The organism is Ruegeria sp. BHSA118, from assembly GCF_059613405.1.
In genome coordinates, this window is the sequence record NZ_JBXWSM010000062.1 from 1 (window position 1) to 24,304 (window position 24,304).

26 protein-coding genes are annotated in these 24,304 nt (G+C 59.0%); 7 read left to right on the forward strand and 19 right to left on the reverse strand.

The annotated features are described in order from the left end of the window. From AC2FNN_RS16600 to AC2FNN_RS16640, 9 genes are all read right to left on the reverse strand, one after another. On the reverse strand, nucleotides 1-691 hold a 691-nt coding region (locus AC2FNN_RS16600; RefSeq protein WP_496759607.1), incomplete at its 3' end, for an alcohol dehydrogenase catalytic domain-containing protein. A 54-nt stretch (nucleotides 692-745) separates the two neighbouring features. Continuing rightward, nucleotides 746-979 carry a cupin domain-containing protein gene (locus tag AC2FNN_RS16605; protein ID WP_496759608.1) on the reverse strand — a complete coding sequence of 78 codons (234 nt, stop codon included), beginning with the start codon at nucleotides 977-979 and terminating at the stop codon, nucleotides 746-748. 15 nt (nucleotides 980-994) lie between these two features. Beyond that, nucleotides 995-3,442 carry a GcvT family protein gene (locus AC2FNN_RS16610; protein WP_496759609.1) on the reverse strand — a complete coding sequence of 816 codons (2,448 nt, stop codon included), beginning with the start codon at nucleotides 3,440-3,442 and terminating at the stop codon, nucleotides 995-997. 15 nt (nucleotides 3,443-3,457) lie between these two features. Then, the gene (locus AC2FNN_RS16615; protein WP_496759610.1) at nucleotides 3,458-3,838 is read right to left on the reverse strand and encodes a GFA family protein; all 381 of its coding nucleotides are present in this window, start codon (nucleotides 3,836-3,838) and stop codon (nucleotides 3,458-3,460) included. A gap of 4 nt (nucleotides 3,839-3,842) precedes the next feature. Continuing rightward, a complete protein-coding gene (locus tag AC2FNN_RS16620) occupies nucleotides 3,843-4,466 on the reverse strand; it encodes a LysE family translocator (protein ID WP_496759611.1) in 624 nt (207 codons plus the stop codon). Next, nucleotides 4,466-5,035, reverse strand: coding sequence for a helix-turn-helix domain-containing protein (locus AC2FNN_RS16625; protein WP_224858727.1), 570 nt, complete (start codon nucleotides 5,033-5,035; stop codon nucleotides 4,466-4,468). Before AC2FNN_RS16625 ends, AC2FNN_RS16620 begins: the two co-directional genes overlap by 1 nt. Before the next feature lie 333 nt (nucleotides 5,036-5,368). Then, entirely contained in the window at nucleotides 5,369-6,118 is a 750-nt protein-coding gene (locus tag AC2FNN_RS16630) for a hypothetical protein (protein ID WP_496759612.1), read from the reverse strand. Nucleotides 6,119-6,259: 141 nt separating this feature from the next. Beyond that, on the reverse strand, nucleotides 6,260-6,715 hold the full coding sequence (locus AC2FNN_RS16635; RefSeq protein WP_496759613.1) for a GAF domain-containing protein: 456 nt from the start codon (nucleotides 6,713-6,715) through the stop codon (nucleotides 6,260-6,262). 72 nt (nucleotides 6,716-6,787) lie between these two features. Then, nucleotides 6,788-7,960: a thiolase family protein gene (locus AC2FNN_RS16640; protein WP_496759614.1), complete on the reverse strand. Its 1,173-nt coding sequence runs from the start codon at nucleotides 7,958-7,960 to the stop codon at nucleotides 6,788-6,790. A 102-nt stretch (nucleotides 7,961-8,062) separates the two neighbouring features. On the opposite strand from AC2FNN_RS16640, the gene AC2FNN_RS16645 reads away from it, so the two are divergent. The 3 genes from AC2FNN_RS16645 (at nucleotide 8,063) to ggt (ending at nucleotide 10,665) form a co-directional block, all read left to right on the forward strand. Continuing rightward, nucleotides 8,063-8,401 carry an STAS domain-containing protein gene (locus AC2FNN_RS16645; RefSeq protein ID WP_496759615.1) on the forward strand — a complete coding sequence of 113 codons (339 nt, stop codon included), beginning with the start codon at nucleotides 8,063-8,065 and terminating at the stop codon, nucleotides 8,399-8,401. Between the two features lie 21 nt (nucleotides 8,402-8,422). Further along, on the forward strand, nucleotides 8,423-8,872 hold the full coding sequence (locus tag AC2FNN_RS16650) for an ATP-binding protein (RefSeq protein ID WP_496759616.1): 450 nt from the start codon (nucleotides 8,423-8,425) through the stop codon (nucleotides 8,870-8,872). Between the two features lie 215 nt (nucleotides 8,873-9,087). Further along, a complete protein-coding gene (gene ggt / locus AC2FNN_RS16655) occupies nucleotides 9,088-10,665 on the forward strand; it encodes a gamma-glutamyltransferase (protein WP_496759618.1) in 1,578 nt (525 codons plus the stop codon). A gap of 35 nt (nucleotides 10,666-10,700) precedes the next feature. Here the strand turns inward: ggt and hspQ are convergent, their stop codons facing one another. Next, a complete protein-coding gene (gene hspQ / locus AC2FNN_RS16660) occupies nucleotides 10,701-11,027 on the reverse strand; it encodes a heat shock protein HspQ (RefSeq protein ID WP_050604943.1) in 327 nt (108 codons plus the stop codon). A gap of 80 nt (nucleotides 11,028-11,107) precedes the next feature. Between hspQ and AC2FNN_RS16665 the strand changes: the two genes are divergently transcribed. Continuing rightward, on the forward strand, nucleotides 11,108-11,989 hold the full coding sequence (locus tag AC2FNN_RS16665; protein ID WP_496759619.1) for an AEC family transporter: 882 nt from the start codon (nucleotides 11,108-11,110) through the stop codon (nucleotides 11,987-11,989). Nucleotides 11,990-12,049: 60 nt separating this feature from the next. Further along, nucleotides 12,050-12,631, forward strand: a complete 582-nt coding sequence (locus tag AC2FNN_RS16670; RefSeq protein WP_496759620.1) for a transglycosylase SLT domain-containing protein — start codon at nucleotides 12,050-12,052, stop codon at nucleotides 12,629-12,631. A gap of 12 nt (nucleotides 12,632-12,643) precedes the next feature. Here AC2FNN_RS16670 and AC2FNN_RS16675 read toward each other — a convergent pair whose 3' ends face one another. From AC2FNN_RS16675 to AC2FNN_RS16690, 4 genes are all read right to left on the reverse strand, one after another. Continuing rightward, nucleotides 12,644-13,240 carry a LolA family protein gene (locus tag AC2FNN_RS16675; RefSeq protein WP_496759621.1) on the reverse strand — a complete coding sequence of 199 codons (597 nt, stop codon included), beginning with the start codon at nucleotides 13,238-13,240 and terminating at the stop codon, nucleotides 12,644-12,646. A 39-nt stretch (nucleotides 13,241-13,279) separates the two neighbouring features. After that, on the reverse strand, nucleotides 13,280-16,201 hold the full coding sequence (locus tag AC2FNN_RS16680; RefSeq protein WP_496759622.1) for a DNA translocase FtsK: 2,922 nt from the start codon (nucleotides 16,199-16,201) through the stop codon (nucleotides 13,280-13,282). Between the two features lie 14 nt (nucleotides 16,202-16,215). After that, nucleotides 16,216-17,397 (reverse strand): aminotransferase class I/II-fold pyridoxal phosphate-dependent enzyme, encoded by a 1,182-nt coding sequence (locus AC2FNN_RS16685; protein ID WP_496759623.1) that lies wholly within the window; start codon nucleotides 17,395-17,397, stop codon nucleotides 16,216-16,218. 108 nt (nucleotides 17,398-17,505) lie between these two features. Continuing rightward, nucleotides 17,506-18,834 (reverse strand): amidase, encoded by a 1,329-nt coding sequence (locus AC2FNN_RS16690; RefSeq protein WP_496759625.1) that lies wholly within the window; start codon nucleotides 18,832-18,834, stop codon nucleotides 17,506-17,508. Nucleotides 18,835-18,886: 52 nt separating this feature from the next. Here AC2FNN_RS16690 and AC2FNN_RS16695 point away from each other — a divergent pair, with 52 nt between their 5' ends. After that, nucleotides 18,887-20,149, forward strand: a complete 1,263-nt coding sequence (locus AC2FNN_RS16695) for an FAD-dependent monooxygenase (protein WP_496759626.1) — start codon at nucleotides 18,887-18,889, stop codon at nucleotides 20,147-20,149. Here the strand turns inward: AC2FNN_RS16695 and AC2FNN_RS16700 are convergent. The 4 genes from AC2FNN_RS16700 to AC2FNN_RS16715 all read right to left on the reverse strand — a co-directional run bounded on the left by AC2FNN_RS16700 (nucleotide 20,146) and on the right by AC2FNN_RS16715 (nucleotide 22,774). Beyond that, nucleotides 20,146-20,331: a Trm112 family protein gene (locus tag AC2FNN_RS16700; protein ID WP_480582012.1), complete on the reverse strand. Its 186-nt coding sequence runs from the start codon at nucleotides 20,329-20,331 to the stop codon at nucleotides 20,146-20,148. The genes AC2FNN_RS16695 and AC2FNN_RS16700 overlap by 4 nt on opposite strands. Further along, nucleotides 20,328-20,969 (reverse strand): LON peptidase substrate-binding domain-containing protein, encoded by a 642-nt coding sequence (locus AC2FNN_RS16705; protein ID WP_496759627.1) that lies wholly within the window; start codon nucleotides 20,967-20,969, stop codon nucleotides 20,328-20,330. Before AC2FNN_RS16705 ends, AC2FNN_RS16700 begins: the two co-directional genes overlap by 4 nt. Nucleotides 20,970-20,996: 27 nt before the next feature. Then, a complete protein-coding gene (gene trxA, locus AC2FNN_RS16710; RefSeq protein WP_496759628.1) occupies nucleotides 20,997-21,911 on the reverse strand; it encodes a thioredoxin in 915 nt (304 codons plus the stop codon). A gap of 74 nt (nucleotides 21,912-21,985) precedes the next feature. Next, nucleotides 21,986-22,774, reverse strand: coding sequence for an exodeoxyribonuclease III (locus AC2FNN_RS16715; RefSeq protein WP_496759629.1), 789 nt, complete (start codon nucleotides 22,772-22,774; stop codon nucleotides 21,986-21,988). Between the two features lie 242 nt (nucleotides 22,775-23,016). Here AC2FNN_RS16715 and AC2FNN_RS16720 point away from each other — a divergent pair, with 242 nt between their 5' ends. After that, a complete protein-coding gene (locus tag AC2FNN_RS16720; RefSeq protein ID WP_496759630.1) occupies nucleotides 23,017-23,835 on the forward strand; it encodes a DUF2189 domain-containing protein in 819 nt (272 codons plus the stop codon). A gap of 217 nt (nucleotides 23,836-24,052) precedes the next feature. Here the strand turns inward: AC2FNN_RS16720 and AC2FNN_RS16725 are convergent. Then, nucleotides 24,053-24,304 (reverse strand): winged helix-turn-helix domain-containing protein (locus AC2FNN_RS16725; protein ID WP_496759631.1); only part of this gene is annotated, 252 nt, incomplete at its 5' end.

Consider the following 24,304-nt stretch of genomic DNA (forward strand, 5'->3'; position numbering starts at 1 on the left):
TCTCGGCCCCCTGGGATTTCACGATCTCGGCTTTCGCGGCAGCTGTTACAGCCCAAACCGACGCCCCGCGCAGGGCGGCCAGTTGCACCGCCGCCAGCCCGACGCCGCCCGAGGCGCCGGTGATCAGCACCTTGTGCCCGGCAGTCACGCCTGCGCGGGTCAGCAGGTTTTCCGCCGTCCCGAAGGCGCAAGGAATGGCGGCGATTTCCACGTCCGAAAGGGGCGAGGCGCTGACGTCATAGAGATCATCGGCTTCAACCAGGCAGTACTGCGCAAAAGCCCCGTCATTCTCGGAACCAAGCGCAATGAAGCCGTGCGGGTTTCCCGGGCGCGGGCGCGGCAGGTTTATCGGACAGGTCACGCGCTGCCCCGGTTTGAGGGCAACACCCGGCCCAACCTGTTCCACGATGCCGCAAAGATCTCCGCCCTGAATGCGGGGAAAGTGCAATGCACCGGCCCAACCGCCCGCTTCGACCTTCTGATCAACGGCATCCGTCGCGCCGGTGACGTCCGAGGAATACCAACCGACCCGCGTGTTGATATCCGTGTTGTTCACGCCCGCGGCAGCGACCCGAACAAGAACTTGCCCTGCCCCGGGTTCAGGAACCGGAATATCATCACGCCATTCCAGAACCTCGGGTCCACCGTGACCGGTCAGGTAGACGCCCGACATGGTATTGGGAATCGTCATCTCAGACCTCATCATCCGAATGTTTCGGACAGTGGCTCGTGATCCTCAGCCACATCAACGCGATCCACCATCGACAAGGAAATCAACCCCGCCTTCCGGAAAACAGAAAACCTCGGCATGGCTGTTGTGGCGATGAAGGCCAGGCGAACAGCTGGCCTTCACGTTGTCTTCCATCACGGTGTGAGCCCCGCTCGTGCCCCGACCGGAAACCTTCACGAAGGTATGGTCGTTTTCCCAGTCATGGTTGACACCCTCACCGGGTCCCTGCCTGGAATATCGCGGGCGCATGGGGGCCTCCTTTCGTCAGGCGCGCAGCCGCTCGTTTGCGGGATCCCACAGCGGCTGATCCTCCTGTACCACGGCGCGGCACTTCTGGCCGTAGATTTCAACCTCAAGCTCGGTACCGGGGTTTGCAAGTTCGGACTTGATCATGCCCAGCGCGATGGACTTGCCGACGCGGTACCCCCATGCGCCCGAAGTGGTCTCGCCCACGATCTGATCGCCCTGCCAGATGCACGACATGTAAGGCGCATCGCAATCACCTGCGTCGACAGTCAGGGTGACGAACGACTTTTTCACGCCCTGCTGTTTCTCGCTCAGGATTGCGGCCTTGCCGGGGAAGTCCTGCGGTTTATCCAGCTTGACGAAGCGCTCCAGCCCGCCTTCCAGCAACGAATAGTCGGTCGACAGATCGCCCTTCCACGCGCGGTATCCCTTTTCGATACGCAGTGAGTTCAGCGCATACATGCCAAAAGGCTTAGCCCCGGCGGCGAGGATCGCGTCATAGATCGCGGGCATGTGCTCGTTCAAGGCATGCACCTCCCAGCCCAGTTCACCGGCGAAGGACACGCGGATCAGGTGGGCGGGTTGCCCGGCCACGGTGGCGGTCTGATGGGTCAGCCAGCCCAGCGACAGGTCGGCATCGGTCAGACCCGACAGGATCTCGCGCGATTTGGGTCCGGTCACGATCAGCGTGTCGCGGGTGGTGGTCACGTCCTCGACCGTGACGCCCGCAGGCATCGCGTTCATCAGGATGTCGCGGTCATGCCATTGGGCGGTGGCGGCGGTGATCATCACGAACTCCTCCTCGCCCAGACGCATGCAGGACATCTCGGTCAGGATGCGGCCACGGTCGTCAGCGATATAGACCAGGTTGATCCGCCCCACCTTGGGCAGGCCGCCCGAGACCAGCCCGCGCAGCGCCTCGGCCGCGCCTTCGCCCTTGACGACAAAGCGCGAGAAGCCGGGCAGGTCAAGCACGCCGCAATGGTCGCGCACGGCCTCGCATTCTTCCTTGATCCGCTGCTCCCACGGGCCCGAGCGGCCCCAGGTATGGGTGCTTTCCTCGGAGGTGTCATCGCCCGGCTGCGCGAACCAGTTGGCACGCTCCCAGCCATTGTAGGCACCCATGACACCGCCCAGCTCCTTGACCTTGGCATGCACCGGCGACAGCTTCTTGTCGCGCGCGGCGGGCCATTCGTGATGGGGGAAGTGCATGGCGTATTCGTTGCCATAGACCTCCATGCCCTTTTGGTTGCAGTAGTCCTGATCGGTGTAGTCGGTATAGCGACGCGGATCGACGGCCCACATGTCCCATTCGGTGGCGCCATCCACGATCCATTCGGCCAGCACCTTGCCCGCGCCGCCGCCCTGGGCGATGCCGAAGGTGAAGGTATGCGCCTCGAAAGCGTTCTTGACGCCGGGCATCGGGCCGATCAGCGGCAGGCCGTCGGGCGCATAGGGGATCGGGCCGTTGATCACGCGCCCCACGCCCGAGGTCGCCATCAGCGGCACCCGCTCCATCGCATCGGCGACGATGTCCTCGATCCGGTCCAGATCGTCGTTCCACAGCTGGAAGCTGAAGTCCTCGGGCATCGGGTCGTCCTCGGTCATCCAGTGGCCCTTGCAGTTGGGCTCGTAGGGGCCGAGGTTGAAGCCGTTCTTCTCCTGCCGCAGGTAGTAGGAGACATCCACGTCGCGCAGCAGCGGCAGCTTGCCGCCGTTTTCCTTCGACCAGGCCTCGATTTCGGGGATTTCCTCGGTCAGCAGGTACTGGTGGCTCATGACCATCGCAGGCACGGTGCGGCCGCCATAGGGCTTGAACCATTCACCCACGCGCTGCGCGTAGTAGCCGGCGGCGTTGACCACATAGTCGCAGTCGATTTCGCCCTTTTCGGTGTGCACGGTCCAGGTGCCGTGGTCATGCTGGGTGACGCCAGTTGCCGGACAGAAGCGGATGATCTTCTGGCCCAAGTCACGCGCGCCCTTGGCCAGCGCCTGCGTCAGCTGCGCCGGGTCGATGTCACCATCGCTTGGGTCGAACAGCACACCTTCCAGATCATGAGTCTCGAGGAATGGATATTTCTCCTTGGCCTGCTCGGGCGTCCACATCTCCATCTTGATGCCCTGATAGCGGCCCATCGCACATGCGCGCTCAAACTCCTGCATCCGTTCCTTGCTGTGCGCCAGACGGATCGACCCCGAAACATGGTAGTTCATCGGATAGTCGACCTCTTCGCCCAGACGCGAATACAACTCGGTCGAATACCGCTGCATGTTCATGATCGCCCAGGAGGTCGAGAAGGTCGGAACGTTACCGGCCGCGTGCCAGGTCGAGCCTGCGGTCAGTTCGTTCTTTTCCAGCAGAACGCAGTCGGTCCAGCCTTTCTTGGCCAGATGATACAGCGAGGACGCCCCCACCACACCGCCACCGATAATGACCACGCGTGCTTTTGTCGGAAAATCACTCATGAGTTTTGGTCCCTGTTATTGTGCCCGTTGGGGCAGATCGTCCGTGATGTCGTAATAGTCGCCCTTGTCAGCCACAAAGATGTGCTTCGAGAGCTTTTGGCCCGTGGGCGCATCGAACGCGCCCATGGCAATCGAAATCGTGTCCTCTTCGGTATGTTGCCAGAAGAGGAATGAGCCACATTTGCTGCAAAACCCGCGCCTTGCGATGTCTGATGCACGGAACCAGTTCAGCGTGTCGCGGGCCGAGAAACTCAGGTTGTCCTGATGGGTCGTGGTCGAAGCCCAGACATGGCCGGATTGCTTTCGGCACTGCCCGCAATGGCAGACCGAAGGCGGTGAAAGGTCTCCGTCGATGGTGAAAGCAACTGAACCGCAAAGGCAGGACCCGTTGTACATAAGATTACCCCCTTGCCACAGGCGCGGTGCTGGTTCCCAACAACACGCCGTAGATTATGAAACAGGCCGCCATTAGCCGGCGCACCCAGATGTTGAACACCGCGCCCAGTGCCGCCTTGCCCATCAAAGCGCCCAACACGGTAAAACCGGTATAGCTGAGCGTTGTGATGAATAGTGCGGTTGGCATGATCACGACCATCTGCTGCCAGATCGGAACACCGGGCTGAACGAATTGCGAAAACGCGGCAAGGTATCCGGCGACGCTTTTTGGGTTGATCGTGGCCACTGCCAGCGCGTGCAGATAGACATGCCGCGCCGGGCGTTCCGAGACCGGAGCGGGCTTTGTTGCGTTCATCCATCCCCGCAGGCCCAACCAGATAAGAAAGCCCGCACCGACCAACTTGGCCACGAAAAACCCGGTCGGAGAAGCGGCAATCAGGGCTGTGACGCCCAGCGCGGACAGGATCAAAAACATGCTGGCCTGCGTGAGGATCGCCAGCACCCCCAGCATCGCCTTGGGAAAGGGCAGGCTCATCCCGTTCGAGATGCAGTTGACCGCGTTCGGCCCCGGCGTGGTGACGAACACCACCCAGAACAGCGCGAATATGGTCCAGGCCTCGAAGCTCATCAGTACACCGGCGGGGCGATGACCCAGATGGCCACTGCAGGCTCATCATAGGGGTTGGCCCATTGATAAGGTTCATGTCTGATCCGAAAACTGTCGCCCGGACCCACCAGGAATTCACGCGACCCGATCGTCAGGTTCAATCGACCTGAAATCATGTAGCCCACTTCCTGAGTCGGGCGGTTGGCCGGTGTCTGCATCCGTGAATTTGGCTCGAAAGTGGAATGCACCATTTCGAAATCATCGGTCAGATCCGGCGACAGCAACTCTTCGATCAGCCCTTCTTCGCCCGACCCCATCGGGCGACGCGACCCGGCGCGCACAACGTAGCCCTGTTCGTCTGCGGGGGCGGCGGAATGCGCAAACAGCATCGACATGGGCACGCCAAGGCATTCGGCAATCTGGCGCAGGTCCGAGATTGAAGGCTCGGACAAATCCCGCTCAACCTGGCTCAACCAACCGACAGAGCGATCCAGCCGAGTTGCAATCTCGGTCAGGGTCAACCCTCGGGCTTTGCGCAAGGCCCTCAGGTCAGCACCAAGGGTCGCGCTTTGGGGGGCTTGGCTGTTCACAGGCCGCTCCGAATCTCGTGAAATTCTTTCCTCGTTTTTCACGATGGAACAAGTTGGTGAAATTTCCAAGCGTTTTTTCACGCCCGTTTTCAATCGGGCGTCTATCATCATCGTGTGCGAACGACAGAATTGAGGACCAGCAGGCGCACAGACCCCTGAAACACCAGAAAAACCGCAGGGGCGCTGCAGCCGGATTTCAGTGTTTGTCGTACAAGGACTTCATTTCAAAAAGACAGCACATATCGTTCCCCCGTCGCGCAGCGGTGACATGGGAAACCCTTCGCGGCAGAAACAGATCTGGAAAGGCCTGAATCGTGCAAAACCCGCCCGGCTTTAGAATTGAAGGCCGGCAAAAACCTTCACTTCATCCAACACATGTTGAGGCCAACGACGGGTGAAACTGTCCGCGATTGTTTCACGCTTTTCCGGCTCCAGCCCGGCAAGCAAGCTGGGAAAGCGGCGGCGATTTCTGGGCAGCGTCCACATTTCGATGCCCTTTTCGAAACAGTACCGGGCAAAACGCACGTCGACGAACTTCTCGCTGCCTTCCATGTATTCCAGCGTCGGGAACAGCGACCCGGACAACATGACGGTGCCGGTTCCCAACTGGTGTACCCTGGTCGAGTAGGTCAGCCGTTGGTTCATACGCAACAACGTGCGCTGCCGTATCGACCTGGGCGTCGGGTTTGTGAAGGTCGTGGCATGATAGCCGAAGACGCGCTTTTCCAGTCCGACGCCCCGCGCCCGGCGTATTGTCTGACGGGCATAGTTGTCCGCATATTCGATATCGTCGTCGACCAGAAAAACGGTATCTGCCGGATCCGGCTGGAAAATGAACTTGCCGACATCCTTGTAATCCCGGTCGGGGATCACGGCGGTGACGTTGTCGAACTCGCCCAGAAAATCGGGAACTTCCTGATATTCATTCAGGCAGATGAAAACCCTGTCGACCTGATGCGCGATGCTTGCCACCGAATGGGGCAATACGCCGATGCGATCCGGGAATGTCGCCATATGGGCGCGTCTGATCCCTTTGGGGGACGCTTCATCCGCGACCGTCGGATTGATGTCAGACTCTTGCATCCCTGAGAAACACCCCAAAACGAAACTTCGCTATGGATTTTGATAGGAGATCGTTTCGAAGCCTGCAAGACGAAGTCAGCCGGGCCGTTCAATCGCCCGGGAATCCTTTGGGTTGATGCACATCCGCAACGACCGCAGCGGTCAGCGCCCCGCAAACACGGCGGTCAGAATGCCTTCCAGATTTTGCGCATCCTGTTGCGTGAAAGCATCCGGCTGGTCGCTGTCAATGTCAAAAACGGCGATGACTTTTCCCGACGAATCCCGCACGGGCAGAACCAGTTCGGATCGAGTTGAGCTGGCGCAGGCGATGTGACCCGGAAACGCATCGACATCCGGCACCAGTTGCGTTTCGCCCGTTCTTGCGGCGGCACCGCAGACGCCCCGTTCGAACGGGATGACCAAACAACCATGCCCGCCCTGATAGGGGCCGATCTTCAGAACGCCCGGCTCGGTGACACGGTAAAACCCGGTCCAGTCAAACCGATCGTCGGAATGGTGAACCTCGCAGGCGACAGTGGCCATGAGAGCAACCTGGTCCGTTTCACCCTCGGTCAGGGCCGCGATGGTTTTGGCAAGCGTTTCATAATCGGCAGTCATTGAATGCAACCCCTTCGGATGGTCGGGGGCACGGCCCCCGAACCCCCGGAGTATTTGGAAAAAGATGAAGGGTCAAACGCGTTCGATGGCAATGGCCGTGCCTTCACCCCCGCCAATGCAGATCGCCGCGACGCCCCGTTTGAGGTTACGTTTTTCCAGCGCATTCAACAACGTAACGATGATGCGGGCACCAGAGGCACCGATGGGGTGACCCAGGGCACAGGCGCCGCCATTCACATTCACTTTGTCTCGCGGCAAGCCCATTTCGTGCATGAAAGCCATCGGCACAACCGCGAAGGCCTCGTTCACTTCCCACAGGTCGACGTCATCTTTGCTCCAGCCAATGCGAGACAAGAGCTTCTGCGCCGCCGGGACCGGAGCCGTCGTGAAAAGGCCGGGAGCCTGAGCATGACTCGCATGGCCCAAAATCCGGGCCCGAACCGTCATGCCCTGCGCTTCGGCGGTTTCTGCCGACGCAAGAACCAGCGCCGCCGCGCCGTCCGAAATCGAAGACGAGTTGGCGGCCGTCACCGTACCGTCCTTGCGGAACGCAGGCTTCAGCGTCGGGATCTTCTCGGGGCGGGCGGATTTTGGCTGCTCATCTGTGTCCAGCAGAATTTCACCCTTGCGCGTCCGGACGGTAACGGGCGTGATTTCCTGATCGAATGCGCCATTTTCCTGCGCAGACAGCGCGTTGGACAAAGATTGCAGCGCGTATTCATCCTGTGCTTCACGGGTGAACTGGTACGCCTCGGCACAATCTTCGGCGAAAGTCCCCATCAGACGGCCTTTGTCATAGGCATCTTCAAGGCCGTCGAGGAACATGTGGTCAACCACCTGGCCGTGGCCAATGCGGGCACCGCCGCGCATCTTGGGAAGAAGATACGGCGCGTTGGTCATGCTTTCCATGCCGCCCGCTACCATCGTATCTGCGTGACCCAATGCAATTTGGTCAAAGGACATCATAGCGGCCTTCATCCCCGAACCACACATTTTGTTCAGCGTCGTGGCGGGAACCTCTTCGCCCAATCCAGCCGCGAATCCGGCCTGCCGCGCAGGTGCCTGGCCCTGCCCCGCTGGCAAAACGCAGCCCATCAGCACTTCGTCGACCGTCTGCACCCCTGCCTGCTGCAAAGCCGCGCGGATTGCTTCGCCCCCGAGGTCAGCCGCAGCAACACCGTCAAACATGCCCTGAAACCCGCCCATCGGTGTACGGGCGGCCCCTGCTATAACAACGTCTCTCATCCGGGTTTTCCTCCTGCTTTCCGGCTCTTGAATACCGAATGGTAAGAATTGCCGTCTAGCGTATTTCTACGACTCAATTTCAGTTTGGAAGGCGGCAGGATCATGGGGCTGACCAGCAAGACAATCGGCGAAACTCAGATCATCACCGTTCATGCCGACCGGATCGATGCTGCAATGGCCATTCAGTTCAAGGAAGACATGCGCGCCAATACCGAGGACAGCGCTCTTCGCGTTGTTCTGGATCTGTCCGATGTCGAGTTCATTGACTCCAGCGGCCTGGGTGCAATCGTTGCCTCAATGAAACAGCTGGGAAAAGAGCGGAGGCTTGATCTGGCCGGGTTGCAGCCAGTGGTCGAAAAAGTCTTTCGCCTGACACGCATGGATACGGTTTTCAGGCTTTTTGAAACTCTGGATGACGCGTTGTCAGAGACAGACGCCTAACGGCAGCAGGGGATAGATGGCGTGGAGCCGATTGAAAACAAGACCTGCCTGGAACTGACCTTCGCTGCGACGGAATCAGAGGCCAGTGAGGGCATTGCAAAGCTTAGCGTCGGTCTGGCGGAACGGGGATTGCCACCCCATAAAGCCGGTGATGTGAAGATTGCATTGGCTGAAGCCATCAACAACGTTGTGGAACACGCTTACAATGGCATCGCCGCGGCCAAGGTTCAGGTCACCTGCCGGCTGGACAGGGATCTTCTGGACATCCTGATCTCGGATACGGGGCGCCCGCTGCCTGGATACCGACTTCCGGATGGCGCCTCTGCTCCAATTGGAACGGATCTACCGGACCTCCCCGAAGGAGGGTTCGGCTGGTTCCTGATTCATCGCCTCACCAGCGATATCCGGTACGAGCGGCGCGGTGGATGCAATCGGCTGTCCCTGCGGTTTGATTTCGAACCCAACGGGTGATCGACCACAATTGGTCACAATAAGGTCATTTTCGAAACATTGTCGCGCCGCAAACAACCACCATACAGTAACTCGTAGCTCAGATAGCTTCCCTCGGCGCCACATATCACAGCCCCCACCCAGTGAATGGCGCCGAGGAACTCCCCCCCTGAAATCGCTGGACAATCGCTGATCAGTGAATAGCTTTCTCTTGTTCCAAAGAGAGAGAATTCACCATGCGTGATCTGCATAGTCCGGGCCGATCCGAAGTTTTTGCCACGCAAGGCATGTGCGCAACGTCGCATCCGCTGGCGGCAAAGGTGGCCATCGATATCTTGGGCCAGGGCGGCAACGCGATGGATGCAGCGATTGCCGGGGCCGTTCTTCTGGGGATTTGCGAACCTCAGATGACCGGATTGGGCGGCGATTGCTTCGTTCTGTTCAATCGTGCCGGCGAAAGCAGGATACGCGCGCTCAACGGATCGGGCCGCGCACCGGCTGCCGCGCAGTCCCAGATGTTGCGCGATCAGGGCCTGTCATCCGTACCTTTGGGCGGGCCGGATGCCGTGACCATTCCCGGAGCCGTCGATGCCTTTTGCCACCTGGCCCAGACCGAGGGTCGCCTGGGGTTGGGCGCGATTTTGAAACCGGCGATTCACTATGCTGAAGCGGGTGTTCCGGTGGCTCCTCGGGTCGCTTTCGATTGGAAGTCTGGTGCCGCAACACTTCAGGGCGCCGCCCGCGACCACTATCTGATTGACGGGCAAGCCCCGTCGATCGGGCAGGTTTTCCGAGCGCCGGGACAGGCAGAGGTATTGCGCCAGATCGTAGCCCACGGGCGCGACGCGTTCTATTCAGGTGAAATAGCCGACGATATGATCACCGCACTTTCGGAAAGGGGCGGTGTCCATACTGATGAGGATTTTCATCACACAAGATGTACTGAAACGCAGCCGATACATGGGGCCTACAAAGGAGTGGATTTGGTGGAACATCCACCGAACGGCCAGGGCGCAACCGCGATTTTGCTGCTGAATATCCTCAAACATTTTGACATTGCCTCGATGGATCCATTCGGAGCAGAGCGTATTCATATCGAAGCCGAGGCCACCAAACTGGCCTATGACGCTCGAAACCGGTTCATCGCGGATCCCGACCACATGGCAAGAGTGCAGCGCTTTCTGGATCCGGATGTGGCTGCCAATCTGGCTGCTTTGATCGATCCCCAAAAGGCGATGCCTGCTGCGGCGCCTCTGACCGAAGCGGTTCACAAGGACACGGTTTACATCACCGTTGTCGACCGCGATCAGATGGCTGTTTCGTTGATCTATTCGATCTTTCACAGCTTTGGTTCGGGTATCGCATCGGAAAAATACGGCATATTGCTGCAAAACCGAGGGGCTGGATTCACATTGCAGCCCGGCCATCCGAACGAACTGGGCGGAGGTAAGCGCCCAATGCACACAATCATCCCGGGAATGCTAACCGAAAGCGATCGTGTCACGATGCCATTTGGCGTGATGGGCGGGGCCTATCAGCCGACCGGCCACGCACGTTTTGTTTCAAACCTCACAGACTACGGGCTTGAGTTGCAGGAAAGCATTAATGCACCCCGTGCCTTTTTTGACGGATCGGTTCTGAAACTGGAACGCGGGTATCCCGAAGAGGTCGCGAAACAATTGTCCAAGATCGGCCATAATATTGAGACACCGGAAACACCACTTGGCGGAGCGCAAGCGATCCGAATCCGAAAAGACGGTGTTTTGGAGGGTGCCAGCGACCCACGCAAGGATGGCTGCGCCCTTGGATACTGATCAACGGCAGACCTTTGCCCGCCGGTTCGGCGCACCTAGTTCAGGTGGAAATGCAGGGGGTATGCACCATCTTCGAACGGTCCGAACATATTGGGAATATCCGGGTGCTCGACCGGTTCGCCTGAATAGTCTGCAACCAGATTTTGTTCTGAAACATAAGCAACATAGAAGGATTGGTCGTTCTCGGCCAGCAGGTGGTAGAACGGTTGCTCTTTCCTTGGGCGGCTGTCTTCCGGAATGGCCTGATACCATTCTTCGGTATTCGAAAACTCGGGATCCACGTCAAAAATCACCCCTCGAAAAGGGTGTTTCTTGTGACGAACCACTTGGCCCAAGCCGTATTTTGCACGTGTCTTTAACATTGTTTCAGCCCCCAACGCTTTTTTTACCCGTTTCCGGGCGGAAAAGCCAATCATTGATGTGAAAATCAGGGAAACAGTCTGTGAACCTTATACTGACAGTGTTCGAAATCGTGGCGCCGGTTTTTCTGTTGGCGGCTGTTGGCTTTACCTGGGTCAAGCTGGGCTTCGAATACCGCCTGCAATTCGTCACCCGCTTTGCAACGATGCTGGCAATGCCCAGTCTGATCTTTGTTGCCCTGATGCAAACCGAAATCCCGGGCAATGATCTGTCGCGCTTCACAATGGCGACACTGGTTGCAAATCTTCTGTTGGCGGTTGTGTTCTGGCTGATCGTTCGAGGGCTGCGACTAGACCCGCGAACATATCTGTCGCCTTTGATCTTCGGCAATACAGGCAATCTGGGCCTGCCGCTGTGTATCTTTGCCTTTGGCCAGATTGGTTTGGGTTATGCGGTCATCTTTCTGTCAGTTACCGCGCTGTTTTCTTTCACTTACGGGATCTATCTGGTCGCCGGGAAAGGGGCGTGGGGACAGGTTGCGCGCCAACCAATGGCCTGGGCGACGATCCTTGGCGCAGTGTTTCTGTGGCAGGGGTGGCAGACGCCGACATTTCTGACCAACACGCTGGCGCTTCTGGGGCAAATGGCCGTCCCGCTGATGTTGGTCACGTTGGGTGTGGCAATCGCCCGCCTGACCTCGCACAGCCTGGGGCGGGCGCTGTGGCTGTCAGCGCTGAAACTGGCGGTGTGCTTTGCGCTGGGATGGGGAATCGGAGGATGGTTTGATCTGGACACGATCGCATTTGGCGTTCTGGTTGTTCAAATCTGTACGCCGGTTGCCGTGACCTCTTACCTGTTGGCCGAACGGTTCGGGGCCGATTCCGATGCCGTCGCCGGCATGGTCATGGTGTCCACCGTGCTTTCCGTAGCGGCGTTACCGGCTGTTCTGGCCATCCTTTTATAGCGATTGTGATTTCCTCAGAGCTCAATCTGCGCTAGAATAAACAAAAAAGGCACGAGGCACATGAGCAGAATTCTTTTCGTACTCCTGGGGGTGCTGCTTCTGGCATCCTGTGGGGGCGGTTCCAAACAGCCGCCCAGCAGATTAAACGACGCGTGCAGCATTGCGCGTGAAAAACCCGACTTTATCAAGGCCTTCAAGAATACCGAGCGTAAATGGGGCGTTCCCGTTCACGTTCAGATGGCGACCATCTATCAGGAAAGCCGGTACAAGCATGACGCGCGCACGCCGCACAGATATGTTTTGGGCGTCATCCCGATGGGCCGTCAAAGCAGCGCTTATGGCTATGGTCAGGCACTGGACGGCACGTGGGAACAATATCAGCGCGAAACAGGAAAACGCCGGGCCAAGCGCGATCGCATCCGCGACGCCTCGGATTTCATTGGCTGGTACATGAACAAAAGCTACGAGCGTAACGGTATCCACCCGGCAGATACGCGCAATCAATACCTAGCCTATCACGAAGGCCATACAGGGTACGCGCGCGGCAGCTACAACAACAAATCCTGGTTGTTGAACGTTGCAAATGACGTGGACGCGCGCGCGCGGTTATATCAGGCACAATTGGCAAACTGCCGGTACTGATGCGTCAGCGGGTCAGCGATTGCCTGACCCGCTTCTCTTTTTGTCCGAGAACAGCTTCTGATCAAGGCGACCACCTTCATTCAGGGCGCCCAGCAATACCGTTGTCTGGCTGCCTGCATTGTCGTGAATCACCCATTTGCGCAGCTCGACCGGATTGTCCGTGAAAATCAGTTCGATCCGGCCCGCTTCGGGGTTTTTGGGATCCTGCGCGGTGACAACGGTGGCCGTGCCGTCAAAGCTGTGGCCTACAACCATATTCGCCTGGCTCAGATTCACGTTGCGCGCCAGCACGATGGACAGCGGCGTGCGCTTAAGCGGGTATTGTTCAGGCGGCTGGTTCGATTTCGGGTCAAAGATCTGAACACTTCCGGATCTCGCCAGCACCACGGCACTGTTGGGCGGGTCATATTCGAACCGCATCTTGCCCGGGCGCTGCATCCACAGCTTGCCGGTGCTCAGCGAGCCATCGTCATTCACCTGGGTGAATGTCGTCTGAACCGTCTTCAACCCGTTCAGGTAATTGGAAATCTGCGAGAGCGGCAGCTTCTCCGCCGCCCATGCGGCGGGTGCGGCCAGTGTCAAAGCAAGGGCAAAAGCAATCTGTTTCATGCCGTACAGATAGGCCTTCTGCCCTTGTTATTAAATATCTTACTGTTCAGGGACGAGGATTTCGCGTTTCCCGACATGATTTGCTGACGAAACAACACCTTCGTCTTCCATTTGCTCAACAAGCCGCGCAGCTTTGTTGTAGCCGATGGCAAGTTTTCGCTGAATATACGAGGTCGAGCATTTGCGATCCTTGATCACGATTGCCACCGCCTGATCGTACAACGCGTCCTCTCCGTTCGTGTTACCACCGGTATTCAGCCCCAGAACGGCGTCGATATTGTCGACCTTGTCCTCGGCCGGTCCATCCAGAACGCTGCCCACGTAATCCGGCGGACCGAACTGTTTCAGGTGGTTGACGACTTCCTCGACCTCTTCATCCGACACGAACGGCCCGTGGCAGCGGGTAATCTTGGCACCACCAGCCATGTACAGCATGTCACCCTGCCCCAGCAGCTGTTCGGCCCCCATTTCACCCAGAATGGTACGGCTGTCGACTTTCGAGGTCACCTGGAACGAAATCCGCGTAGGGAAGTTGGCCTTGATCGTACCGGTGATCACGTCGACCGAGGGGCGCTGTGTGGCCATGATCAGGTGAATGCCCGAGGCCCGCGCCATCTGTGCCAGACGCTGGATGCAGGCTTCGATTTCCTTTCCCGCCACCATCATCAGATCGGCCATCTCATCGACGATGACGACGATGTAGGGCATCGCTTCGGGCGCGAATTCTTCCGTCTCGAATGTGGGTTCGCCAGTTTCATCGTCAAACCCGGTTTGCACCGTGCGACTGAACAACTCGCCCTTGGCCAGCGCATCCTTCACCCGACCGTTGTAACCTGCGATGTTGCGAACACCCATTTTGGACATCTTGCGATAGCGATCTTCCATCTCGCCCACGACCCATTTCAGGGCCACCACCGCCTTTTTCGGGTCGGTCACAACGGGTGAGAGCAGATGCGGGATGCCATCATAGACCGACAGTTCCAACATCTTCGGGTCGATCATGATCAGGCGGCATTCATCCGGCGTCAGCTTGTACAGCAGCGACAGGATCATCGTGTTGATCGCCACCGACTTACCCGAACCCGTGGTTCCCGCAATCAGCAGGTGAGGCATCTTCGCCAGGTTTGCCACAACGGACTCGCCGCCGATATCCTTGCCCAAGGCCAAAGGCAGCGCCTGGTTGCCATCGCCGAAATCGCGGCTGGCCAGGATTTCACGCAGAACCACCATTTCGCGGTTTTCGTTCGGCAGTTCGATACCGATCACCGAACGGCCCGGCAGGGTCGAAACCCGCGCCGACAGGGCCGACATCGAACGTGCGATGTCATCGGCCAGACCGATCACGCGGCTTGCCTTCAGCCCCGGAGCGGGCTCCAGTTCGTACATGGTGACGACCGGGCCGGGGCGAACGCTGACGATCTCACCCTTTACGCCATAATCATCCAGAACGTTTTCCAGCATCCGCGCGTTTTCTTCCAAGGCTTCATCGCTCAGATGATGGCGCTGAATGCTGGCCGGATTCGACAAAAGGCCCAGGGGTGGCAGTTCGAAATCCGAGTGCCGCTCTTCAAAGGACAACGCAGGCTGTGCCTCGGCCTGTGCGCGGCGAGACGGCTGCGGCGTGCGCCGTATCGGTTGCGCGACCACGGGCTTGCGCGGTTCGGCCACCGGGATTTTCATCGCCGGGCGCGATTGCAAAACAGCTTCTTCGACATCCTCGAATACCTCGTCCTCCACATCCGGCTCGGGCGCATAGGGGGTCTGCATAGGCGCGGGCGCGTTTTCAACCGGCGTGGATTCTTGCCACTCTGGCTTGTCACCCGCTGTTACGGGTGGCTCGGGCGGCAGTCCTGCTGCTGTCACCGGCGGTTCCATCGGCAAGCCATCGGGCTTGCTTGTGTTCAGGATCAGCGGCCCCGGGCGGCGGCCACGGCCTTTGGTCAGCGGAAAGTTCGGGTCGGGTTCGGGCGTCAACTCACCTGTGGCCACTTTGCGATTGCGCACAGCAGCCGAGATTTTCGAACGGATGCGATCCTCGCCCGGCATTTCGTCGAAACCCGCGATTGGCTCAGGATCGACCAGTTCCGGCTCGGGCATGGGATCGGGGCGCCGGATGAGTGACGGCATGCGCGCCAACAGACCGGACTTGACCGGAGGTTCGGGACTTTCCAGTTCGGGCTCTTCAAAGATTGGATCGGCATAAGCCAGATCATCCTCGAACACGGCCTCGGCCGCTGCGGTTCGCGCAAGTTTGCGCTCTTCCCACTGCGCGCGGCGATCCCGTGCCGCTTGCGCGGCCGAGGCCGCACCACGGCCCATCAGGGTCATCAGCATGTCGTATGCCATCACAAGACCCAGCAGGAAGGCCCGGAAACCCCGCTTGACATCGGTTTTGGTGAAACCCAGCACAAAGACACCCAGCGCAATCATCCCGACTGCCATGGCAAGCGACATCAGCTTCACCAGAAAATGTGACGAAATCGGCAGCAGCGTCAGCAACGCGCCCATGACCGTATCGCCGAACAAACCGCCCAGACCATAGCTGTGGGTCGCGCGCCAGTCTGCGCCAGGAACAAGGGTTGCGGCATACACCGAGACGACGGCGATCCAGATCGGCGCAAAAATCAGACGCGCAATGGCGCGATCTTCCCCGAAATGGCCCGCAAACCGTAAACCCCAACCGATCAGAACCAATGCGATGCCCCAGCTTCCCCAGCCGACGATCATGAACAAGGGTGCGGCGATCGAGGCCCCGATCCGCCCCATCCAGTTTTGCACCGGCGCGTCGGTCGAAACCATCCAGTTCGGATCATCGGGCGTGTAGGACCAGATCATCGCGGCGGCTGCCAAACCCAGCAGGATCAGGGCGATGCCAATCAACTCCTTGCTGCGTCGCTCCAGGGCTGCCTGCGTTGTGCTGTCCAGCAATGGATCGCGGTTGCGCGCGTTATATGATGCCATTTTGCCCTCGTACCTCACGAATAGATGCAGTCGCGGAGTGTGATCAGACCACGCTGCAACTCTGTTTTTGGGGCCACCAATGCAACCCGGATAAAGCCTTTGCCCGGGTTATTCCCCGGATCACCTTGTGAAAGATATGCGCCCGGCAGGACCCGGACACCGGTTTCCTTCCAGACCTTCAATGCGGTGTCTTCACCATTCTCGACCGGCAGCCACAGAAAGAACCCTGCCTCGGGCGCCATATAGCCCTGCACGCCTGCGAACACCTCATCCGCTATGGCGTATTTTTCCTGATACAGCGCGCGGTTTTCCCGAACGTGTTCCTCATCCGCCCACACCCGGGCAGCGGCTGCCTGTAACGGCAGAGGCAGAGGCGACCCGGCATAGGTGCGCAGCTGCTTGACCTGTTTGATCGTCTCAGGCCCGCCCGCGATCAGACCCGAGCGCAAGCCGGCGAGATTCGAGCGTTTGGAGAGTGAGTTGAACAGCGTGATGCGTTCAGGATCAGCACCCAATTCCTGAGCGACAGTCAGAATACCTGTCGGGGCCTCTTCACGGTAAATCTCAGAATAGCACTCATCCGCAAAAATGCGGAAATCGTACTGCTCGGCCAGACGGATCAGTTCGGCCCAATAATCGCGCGAGGCAACGGCCCCCTGCGGATTGGCGGGTGAACAGATATAGGCCACGGCGGTGCGGTTCAGCACCTCCGCAGGCAGGCCGGCATAGTCCGGCAGATGGCCCGTCGCGGCGGTGGCGGGCACAAAATATGGCTGCGCGCCGACCGACAGCGAGGCGACCATGTAGACCTGATAAAACGGGTTCGGGCACAGGATGATCGGCTGCTGACCATTCTTCTGTTCCGGGCACAAGGCCATGGCGGCGTTGTATAGCCCCTCGCGCGTGCCGTTCAGCGCCATAACGTTGGCATCAGGGTCCATCTGAACCCCATATCGCCGATTGATCCAGCCCGTGATCGCGCTGCGCAGGTCATCCGACCCTTCGTTCGGGGGATATCCCTGGAACCCGGCGGCGTTTTCCATGATGACATCCGTCACCCAAGCCGGAAAATCATGCGTCGGTGCACCAATGGTCATGTGAACGACGTCACCGCCCGGCTGGTGGTGATCCAACAGGGCGCGCAGACGCGGGAATGCATAAGCCGGTAGGTTCGAAAACCGCTCGGGGAAATCCATAATACTGCCTCAATATCGGGGTCATTTGCGCCCCGTTTTTTTGGCAGATTACAGCCCGGGTCCCTCTTCGTCCAGACAAAGAGGTTCCGAATCAGGGGATTGTGGCATTCAGGCCAGTACCGTTTCTGCTGCCGAACCAAGCCGCAGCAACGCCTCTTCCGAGCCGGGATACCCCATCATCATCAACCCGCAACCGGGCGTTCCGGTCGGCAGAGTCAGCGCTGCCAGACCCATCAGATTGCCAATCCGCGTGTTGCGCAGGGCCAGCAGGTTTTCGGTCACGTAATACTCGTGGTCATTCATCAGCCGGTCCCGATTTGGCGGCAGATTGGGAACGGTTGGCGCAAGAACGGCATCGAACCCGGCGGTGGCGGCATCCCATGCCGCGCGACAGGCTTCCAGCTTCGACCACGCAGCGACGTAGTTCGGACCGGATACGTCTTTCCCAGCCCGGAACCGTTCCAGTATCGGGGGATACATTACATCAGGATTCGCCTCGATCACATCGCGCCACAGACCATACGATTCAGTGGTATCGACAACACTGGACAAGGACATTGCGTTGTGAAGTTCTGGAACCTCAAGAGGTATAATCTTTGCGCCTGCGTCTCGAAGCCGTTCCAAACCAACCTCATAAGCAACGCGCGGTGCATCGCGCAGATCGTCTTTAGCCACGTTTTGCAAATCCGCAAAACAGCGGCCTTTCAGGCTTGCACCTCGCAGATCGGCCGGCGTTCCGCCCTCAAGCAAAGCCAGCATATGTGCAGCGTCTTCAACTGATCGCGCCAACGGGCCCACCGTGTCAAACCGAAGGCGCAGAGGTACAACCCCTTCCAGACTTAGCCGCCCGGCGGTGGTTTTTAGTCCAACCAGATTGTTCCAAGCCGATGGGATGCGCACCGACCCAGCAGTATCGGACCCGATACCCCCAGCTGCCAAACCCCATGCAACCGAAGCCGCCGCGCCTGAAGATGAACCGCCAGGCACGGCGTCCTCATCGTCAATGCAGGGTGGGGTTTCGGTGATCGGGTTCAACCCGAGGCCGGAAAAGGCCAGCTCGCTCATATGTGTTTTGCCCAGGCAAACCGTTCCCATCTGAGTCGCATTGCGCAGCACCAGCGCATCCGCATCCGGCACGCGATCCTTCAGCAGAGCCGAACCTGCCTCGGTCACGATGCCGGCGGTGTCGAACAGGTCTTTCCAACTGATCGGGACCCCGTCCAGCAACGACCGGCGCAGACCCAATTGCGCGCGTTGCCGAGCGGCTTCAGCCTCAGCCCTGGCGCGGTCGTGGGTGACGCGGGCATAGATGCGGTCCCGATGCGGATGAGCGTCAATAGCGGACAGGTAGGTTTCCGTCAGTTCGACCGGATCGATCTGACCCATGCCAATGCCACGGCCCAAATCACACGCGGTCATTGTCAACCAATCCTGCATCTCATCCCTCCTGGTTTTTCAGCTTTGGGTGACGGTAGCGACAGGACTGCACATGGACAATCCCGAAAGGGCGCGCATATTGCAGGGCATGACACAGGCTTCTGATATTCTGATCGTGGGCGGCGGGTTGAACGGCCCTGCTTTGGCGCTGGCACTGGCACAAACCGGTCACTCGGTCACGGTGATCGATGCGCTGGTCGAAAAGGTGCGCAAGAACGCGGCATTCGACGGGCGCGCCTATGCGCTGGCTCTGGCCTCACAGCGCTTGTTGGATGCCATCGGTATTTGGGACCGCGTCGCGCAGCACGCCCAACCGATGCTGGAGATCAAGGTCACAGATGGCCATGCCGGAACAGGGCCATCGCCGTTTTTCATGCATTTCGACCATGCCGAGATCGAAGAAGGTCCGATGGGGTATATGGTCGAGGATCGCCACCTGCGCCGTGCTTTTCTGGACGCGATGGCAGAAGAGCCGCGCATCACCCAGGTCAGCGGCAAATCCGTCGTTTCACAACAGACCGACACTGCCAACGTGACCGTGACGTTGGATGACGGCACACCCCTGGGCGGCAGCCTGCTGGTTGGCTGTGACGGTCGCCGAAGCGGAACCGCGTCACGGGCCGGCATCAAACGCACCGGCTGGGACTATGGCCAGACGGCATTGGTCTGCGCCATCGAACATGAGCTGCCGCATAATGGCATTGCGCATCAGTTCTTCATGCCACCCGGTCCGCTGGCCATTCTGCCGTTGACCGGCAATCGCAGTTCCATCGTCTGGAGCGAACGCACAGACACCGCACAGCGCATCAACGCCCTGCCCGAGGATGACTACGTGCAAGTTCTGCGCCCGCGGTTCGGGGATTTTCTTGGCAAAATCAGTCTGGCAGGTGATCGTTTCACTTATCCGCTGAACCTGACCATCGCCAATTCCTTCATCAGCGATCGCATGGCGCTGGTCGGAGATGCCGCGCACGGAATGCACCCCATCGCCGGTCAGGGCCTGAACGCTGGCCTGCGCGATGTCGGCGCTCTGGCTGAGGTTCTGACTTTGGCGGGACGGCGCGGCGAGGATATCGGCTCGCTAATGGTTCTGGAGCGCTATCAGGAATGGCGCCGTTTCGACACGGCCTCGCTGGCGATGGCGACGGATGTCTTCAACAAGCTGTTTTCCAACGACAACCCGCTGCTGCGGCTTGGACGTGACATTGGTATGGGGGTTGTCGGCGCTTTGCCCGGCCTCCGCCGCGGCTTTGTTCGCGAAGCGGCCGGGCTGACCGGAGATCTGCCCAAGCTGTTGCAAGGGCGCCCGATTTAATCCAGCTGCCGCGCCTCGTCGACCAGCATGACCGGAATGCCGTTGCGGATGGGAAAAGCCAGGCCGGCGGCCTTTGAAACAAGCTCCTGCTTTTCGGCATCGTAATGTAGAGTTGTTTGTGTCTGCGGGCAGATCAACGCTTCGAGCATACGGCGATCAAAGGCGTGTACAGGGTCGGTCATTGCAGTTTTTCCTCACTTGATCCGCCGCGCATGGCGAATTCAATCAGCGTCACCAACGTCTCGCGCCGGGTGCGCAGGCAGGGGGCCTCCAACAGGGCCTGTTTGTCTTCGGGGTCGAAATCCAGAAGCATCGACAGGGAATTCACCAAAAGCTCATCCTCGGCGTCTTTGAGCGAATCCCAATCGGTGGACAATTGACGGGACGAAAAGAAACGTTCCAACAGTGTCAGGAATTTCGTGCGGTTGAACCCGTTGTCTTTTTCGGCCTTGCCAAGGTCACGGTCGAACCCGTCCCAAGAGACAGCGCACCGCCGGTATGGCGTGAACGCGTCCAACTCCGACAGGACGCGGAACCGGGACACGCCGGTCAGTGTGATCAGGTACCGACCATCTTCCGTTTCCGAAAACTGCGTGACCCGCCCTGCACACCCGATCCGATGCAACTTGTCGTCATCGCTGACCGAGGGGTTCGGCTGAACCATCGCGATCAGCCGTTCCTTGGTCTTCAGCGCATCATCCAGCATCTGCAAATAGCGCGGCTCGAAGATGTGAAGCGGCAAGCGCGAGCGGGGCAACAGCAGCGCCCGGGGCAATGGAAAAACGGATACCGTATCCGGCAGGTCGGCGGGATGCATCATGTACCCAATTCTAGCTCTGATCAGAGATTAGGCAAATATCATCGAGCTGAGCTTGCGACGTCCGTTCAGAACAATCGGATCATTGGGCTTGAGCGCATCGAAGATGGTGAAAAGCTGGGTCTTGGCCGCGCCTTCATTCCATTCACGATCCCGGCGGAACAGTTCCAGCAATTGTGCCACGGCTTCTTCCACATCGCCGTTCGCGTGCAGCGCCTGGGCCAGATCAAAACGGGCCTGATGGTTGTCCGGATCCGCCTCGACAGCCGTCGTCAGCTCGGCGACGGGGCCGGCATCTGCCGCCTGCTTTGCAAGTTCCAACTGCGCATGTGCGGCCTCCAGTTCGGCCGATGTGGAAATCTCGGCCGGAGCGCCGTTCAGGATCGCCTCTGCCTGCTCCAGATCACCGGTGGCGATATGCGCCCGCACCAGCCCACCATACGCCGCGGCGTGGTTCGGATCTTCACCCAGAATAGCGGCAAAGGTCTGAGCCGCGTCCGCAGCCGCGCCTTCGGCCAGCATTTCCTCGGCAGCCTGCACGGCATCATCCAATTGGCCCCCCGGGCTTTCTCCCCCTGCGGCTTCGATCACACGGTCGACGAAGGCCTTGATCTCGGATCCCGGCAACGCGCCTTGAAACCCGTCCACCGGCTGGCCCTTGAAAAAGGCATAGACGGTGGGGATCGACTGGATGCGCATTTGCGCAGCAATTGTCTGCGCCTCATCCACATTGATCTTGACCATCTTCACCGCGCCTTTCGCGGCTGTCACAGCCTCTTCCAGCATCGGTCCAAGGGTTTTGCACGGACCACACCAAGGTGCCCAGAAATCGACGATCACAGGTGTTTCCTGCGAGGTTTCCACCACATCGGCCATGAAAGTGGCCTCGGTCCCGTCTTTGATCAGATCGGTTGCTGGGGCGTTTCCGCCGTTCAGAAGGTCCATGGCAATCACTCTTTCGTTCGAACTTGGCCCTATATGCAGTCGCTTGTCGCGGAAACCAAGGGCTGAGTTGCGGATCAGATGTCGAAACTGGCAAAGACCGGAGCGTGATCGCTTGGTTTCTCCCATCCACGGGCGTCTCGCAGAATACGGCTGGAATGGCCCGCATTCGAGATATCGGCCGTGGCCCAGATATGGTCCAGCCGGCGCCCCTTGTCCGCCGCATCCCAATCCCGGGCGCGATAGGACCACCAGCTGTAAAGCTGCCCTTCCGGGATATCCTGACGGGTAATGTCGACCCAGCCACCTGCTTCCTGTGTCTCGGCCAGATGCTCGACTTCGATGGGCGTATGCGAGACGACCTTCAGCAGTTGTTTGTGTGACCACACATCATCCTCACGCGGGGCGATGTTCAGGTCGCCGACAAGGATGGATTTAGCCGGCTTTTCCGCACGGAACCAATCGCGCATATCGGTGAGATAGTCGAGCTTCTGGCCGAATTTCTCATTCACGTCCCGGTCCGGCACGTCGCCGCCCGCCGGGACATAGAAGTTGTGGATCGTGATGCCATTTTCCAACCGCCCGGCAATATGGCGGGCATGTCCAAGACCTGCAAAATCCTTGTCGCCCACCTCCTCCATCGGCAGGCGCGACAGGATGGCGACGCCGTTGTAGCCCTTCTGCCCCCGCGCGATCATGTGCCTGTAACCCAGTTCGGCAAACCCTTCGGTCGGGATCTTCTCAACCGGTGATTTGCACTCTTGCAGGCACAATACATCGGGGGCTTCTTCCTGTAGCAATTTCAGCACGATAGGCTCGCGCAGGCGAACAGAATTGATGTTCCATGTGGCAAGGGTAAAGGGCATGTCGGGGATTCCTTTGTCGCGATTGGCGCAGGTTAACGTGGCACAACGCCAGTTGCCACGAGAAAAGGCAGCGCAATGCCAGGACCACAGGCCGGCAGTTAGACGGGCGTCACATTCGTGCTTTCTCTTGCCCTGATTTCTCGCCTGATGCAGACTTGTCTGCGAATGAGGAATGTCTGTTTCACCGCTGGGTCTGTTCGCGAACAGACCGGCCCGGCACCATGCTTTGGGAGGAGTGTGTCATGGCTTCCGAGACCGCGGGCTCCAGGCCACCGGAGAACCTGACACCGCAGCAGCGGGACATGCCGCAGGTCAACAAGATCACGACGGATGACATCAAAGCGTCGCTGAAAGCCGGGTTTTCCGACTTTCTGGCCCGCCCTGTCCTGAGCGGCTTTTTCGGTCTGTTCTATGCAGCATTCGGAATTCTGCTGGTTTGGGCCCTGATCTGGCTTGGCCAGATCTGGATGATCATTCCCGCCATAGTCGGCTTTCCGCTGGTCGCACCTTTCGCCGCCGCCGGGCTTTATGAAATGTCGCGCTGCTTGCAGAAAGGCGAAAGCTTTGGCTGGGCTGAAATCCTCAGCGTTATGGCCAACCAACGCAAACGTGAATTGGGCTGGATGGCCTTTGTCACACTTTTCATTTTCTGGGTGTGGATCTACCAGGTTCGGCTTTGGCTGGCGATCATCCTCCAGAACGCATCCTTTTCGGATTTCGACGGGTTTTTGAACACTGTTTTCTTCACGCCGCAGGGTTGGATCTTCCTTGCCATTGGCACCTGTGTCGGCGCGTTCCTGTCAGCCGTACTGTTTTCGGTGACCGTCGTCGCCATGCCCTTGCTGCTGGACCGGGAAACCAACTTCATCTCTGCCATGTTGACCTCTTTGCGCGTCGTATCCGAAAGCCCGGTGGTCATGCTCGGCTGGGCGGCGATCATCTCGGTCACCATACTGTTGTCACTGGTTCCGGCGTTTCTGGGGCTGATCTTTACCCTTCCGATCCTTGGCCACACCACGTGGCACCTTTACCAGCGCGCCGTTGCCCCGGCGGCAGGGTGACCCGCGGCAGAGCTCACCTCTGTCATTGGGCGATTATCGGTCAGTGCTGCTGTCTGCCTTCGTGTGGAAACCGTCCCTCAGCAACGAAAAAAAGCCGGGCCATTCGGCCCGGCAGTCCAACAGGGAGGTACATGTCATAACCCGGACATGCACGGGTTGGGAGTAACCTAATTATGAGTACAGAGTATCACTTTGATCCACATCAATCCACAACCAGTTAAGACACGAGCCTATATCCACCCGATTCTGTGACCAAAAGGCGCGCATTGGACGGATCGGGCTCGATCTTCTGACGCAGACGATAGATGTGGGTTTCCAGGGTGTGGGTCGTGACCCCGGCATTATATCCCCACACTTCGTGCAACAGCACATCCCGCGCCACGACACCGTCGGTTGATCGGTACAGGAACTTGAGGATGTTGGTTTCCTTCTCGGTCAGGCGGATCTTGCGGTCTTCTTCCGTGATCAG

Coding starts and splice junctions, on each gene's coding strand:
- AC2FNN_RS16605 (WP_496759608.1), bottom strand. CDS start 979: ATGCGCCCGCGATATTCCAGGCAGGGACCCGGTGAGGGTGTCAACCAT.
- AC2FNN_RS16610 (WP_496759609.1), bottom strand. CDS start 3,442: ATGAGTGATTTTCCGACAAAAGCACGCGTGGTCATTATCGGTGGCGGT.
- AC2FNN_RS16615 (WP_496759610.1), bottom strand. CDS start 3,838: ATGTACAACGGGTCCTGCCTTTGCGGTTCAGTTGCTTTCACCATCGAC.
- AC2FNN_RS16620 (WP_496759611.1), bottom strand. CDS start 4,466: ATGAGCTTCGAGGCCTGGACCATATTCGCGCTGTTCTGGGTGGTGTTC.
- AC2FNN_RS16630 (WP_496759612.1), bottom strand. CDS start 6,118: ATGCAAGAGTCTGACATCAATCCGACGGTCGCGGATGAAGCGTCCCCC.
- AC2FNN_RS16635 (WP_496759613.1), bottom strand. CDS start 6,715: ATGACTGCCGATTATGAAACGCTTGCCAAAACCATCGCGGCCCTGACC.
- AC2FNN_RS16640 (WP_496759614.1), bottom strand. CDS start 7,960: ATGAGAGACGTTGTTATAGCAGGGGCCGCCCGTACACCGATGGGCGGG.
- AC2FNN_RS16645 (WP_496759615.1), top strand. CDS start 8,063: ATGGGGCTGACCAGCAAGACAATCGGCGAAACTCAGATCATCACCGTT.
- ggt (WP_496759618.1), top strand. CDS start 9,088: ATGCGTGATCTGCATAGTCCGGGCCGATCCGAAGTTTTTGCCACGCAA.
- hspQ (WP_050604943.1), bottom strand. CDS start 11,027: ATGTTAAAGACACGTGCAAAATACGGCTTGGGCCAAGTGGTTCGTCAC.
- AC2FNN_RS16670 (WP_496759620.1), top strand. CDS start 12,050: ATGAGCAGAATTCTTTTCGTACTCCTGGGGGTGCTGCTTCTGGCATCC.
- AC2FNN_RS16675 (WP_496759621.1), bottom strand. CDS start 13,240: ATGAAACAGATTGCTTTTGCCCTTGCTTTGACACTGGCCGCACCCGCC.
- AC2FNN_RS16680 (WP_496759622.1), bottom strand. CDS start 16,201: ATGGCATCATATAACGCGCGCAACCGCGATCCATTGCTGGACAGCACA.
- AC2FNN_RS16685 (WP_496759623.1), bottom strand. CDS start 17,397: ATGGATTTCCCCGAGCGGTTTTCGAACCTACCGGCTTATGCATTCCCG.
- AC2FNN_RS16690 (WP_496759625.1), bottom strand. CDS start 18,834: ATGCAGGATTGGTTGACAATGACCGCGTGTGATTTGGGCCGTGGCATT.
- AC2FNN_RS16695 (WP_496759626.1), top strand. CDS start 18,887: ATGGACAATCCCGAAAGGGCGCGCATATTGCAGGGCATGACACAGGCT.
- AC2FNN_RS16700 (WP_480582012.1), bottom strand. CDS start 20,331: ATGACCGACCCTGTACACGCCTTTGATCGCCGTATGCTCGAAGCGTTG.
- AC2FNN_RS16705 (WP_496759627.1), bottom strand. CDS start 20,969: ATGATGCATCCCGCCGACCTGCCGGATACGGTATCCGTTTTTCCATTG.
- trxA (WP_496759628.1), bottom strand. CDS start 21,911: ATGGACCTTCTGAACGGCGGAAACGCCCCAGCAACCGATCTGATCAAA.
- AC2FNN_RS16715 (WP_496759629.1), bottom strand. CDS start 22,774: ATGCCCTTTACCCTTGCCACATGGAACATCAATTCTGTTCGCCTGCGC.
- AC2FNN_RS16720 (WP_496759630.1), top strand. CDS start 23,017: ATGGCTTCCGAGACCGCGGGCTCCAGGCCACCGGAGAACCTGACACCG.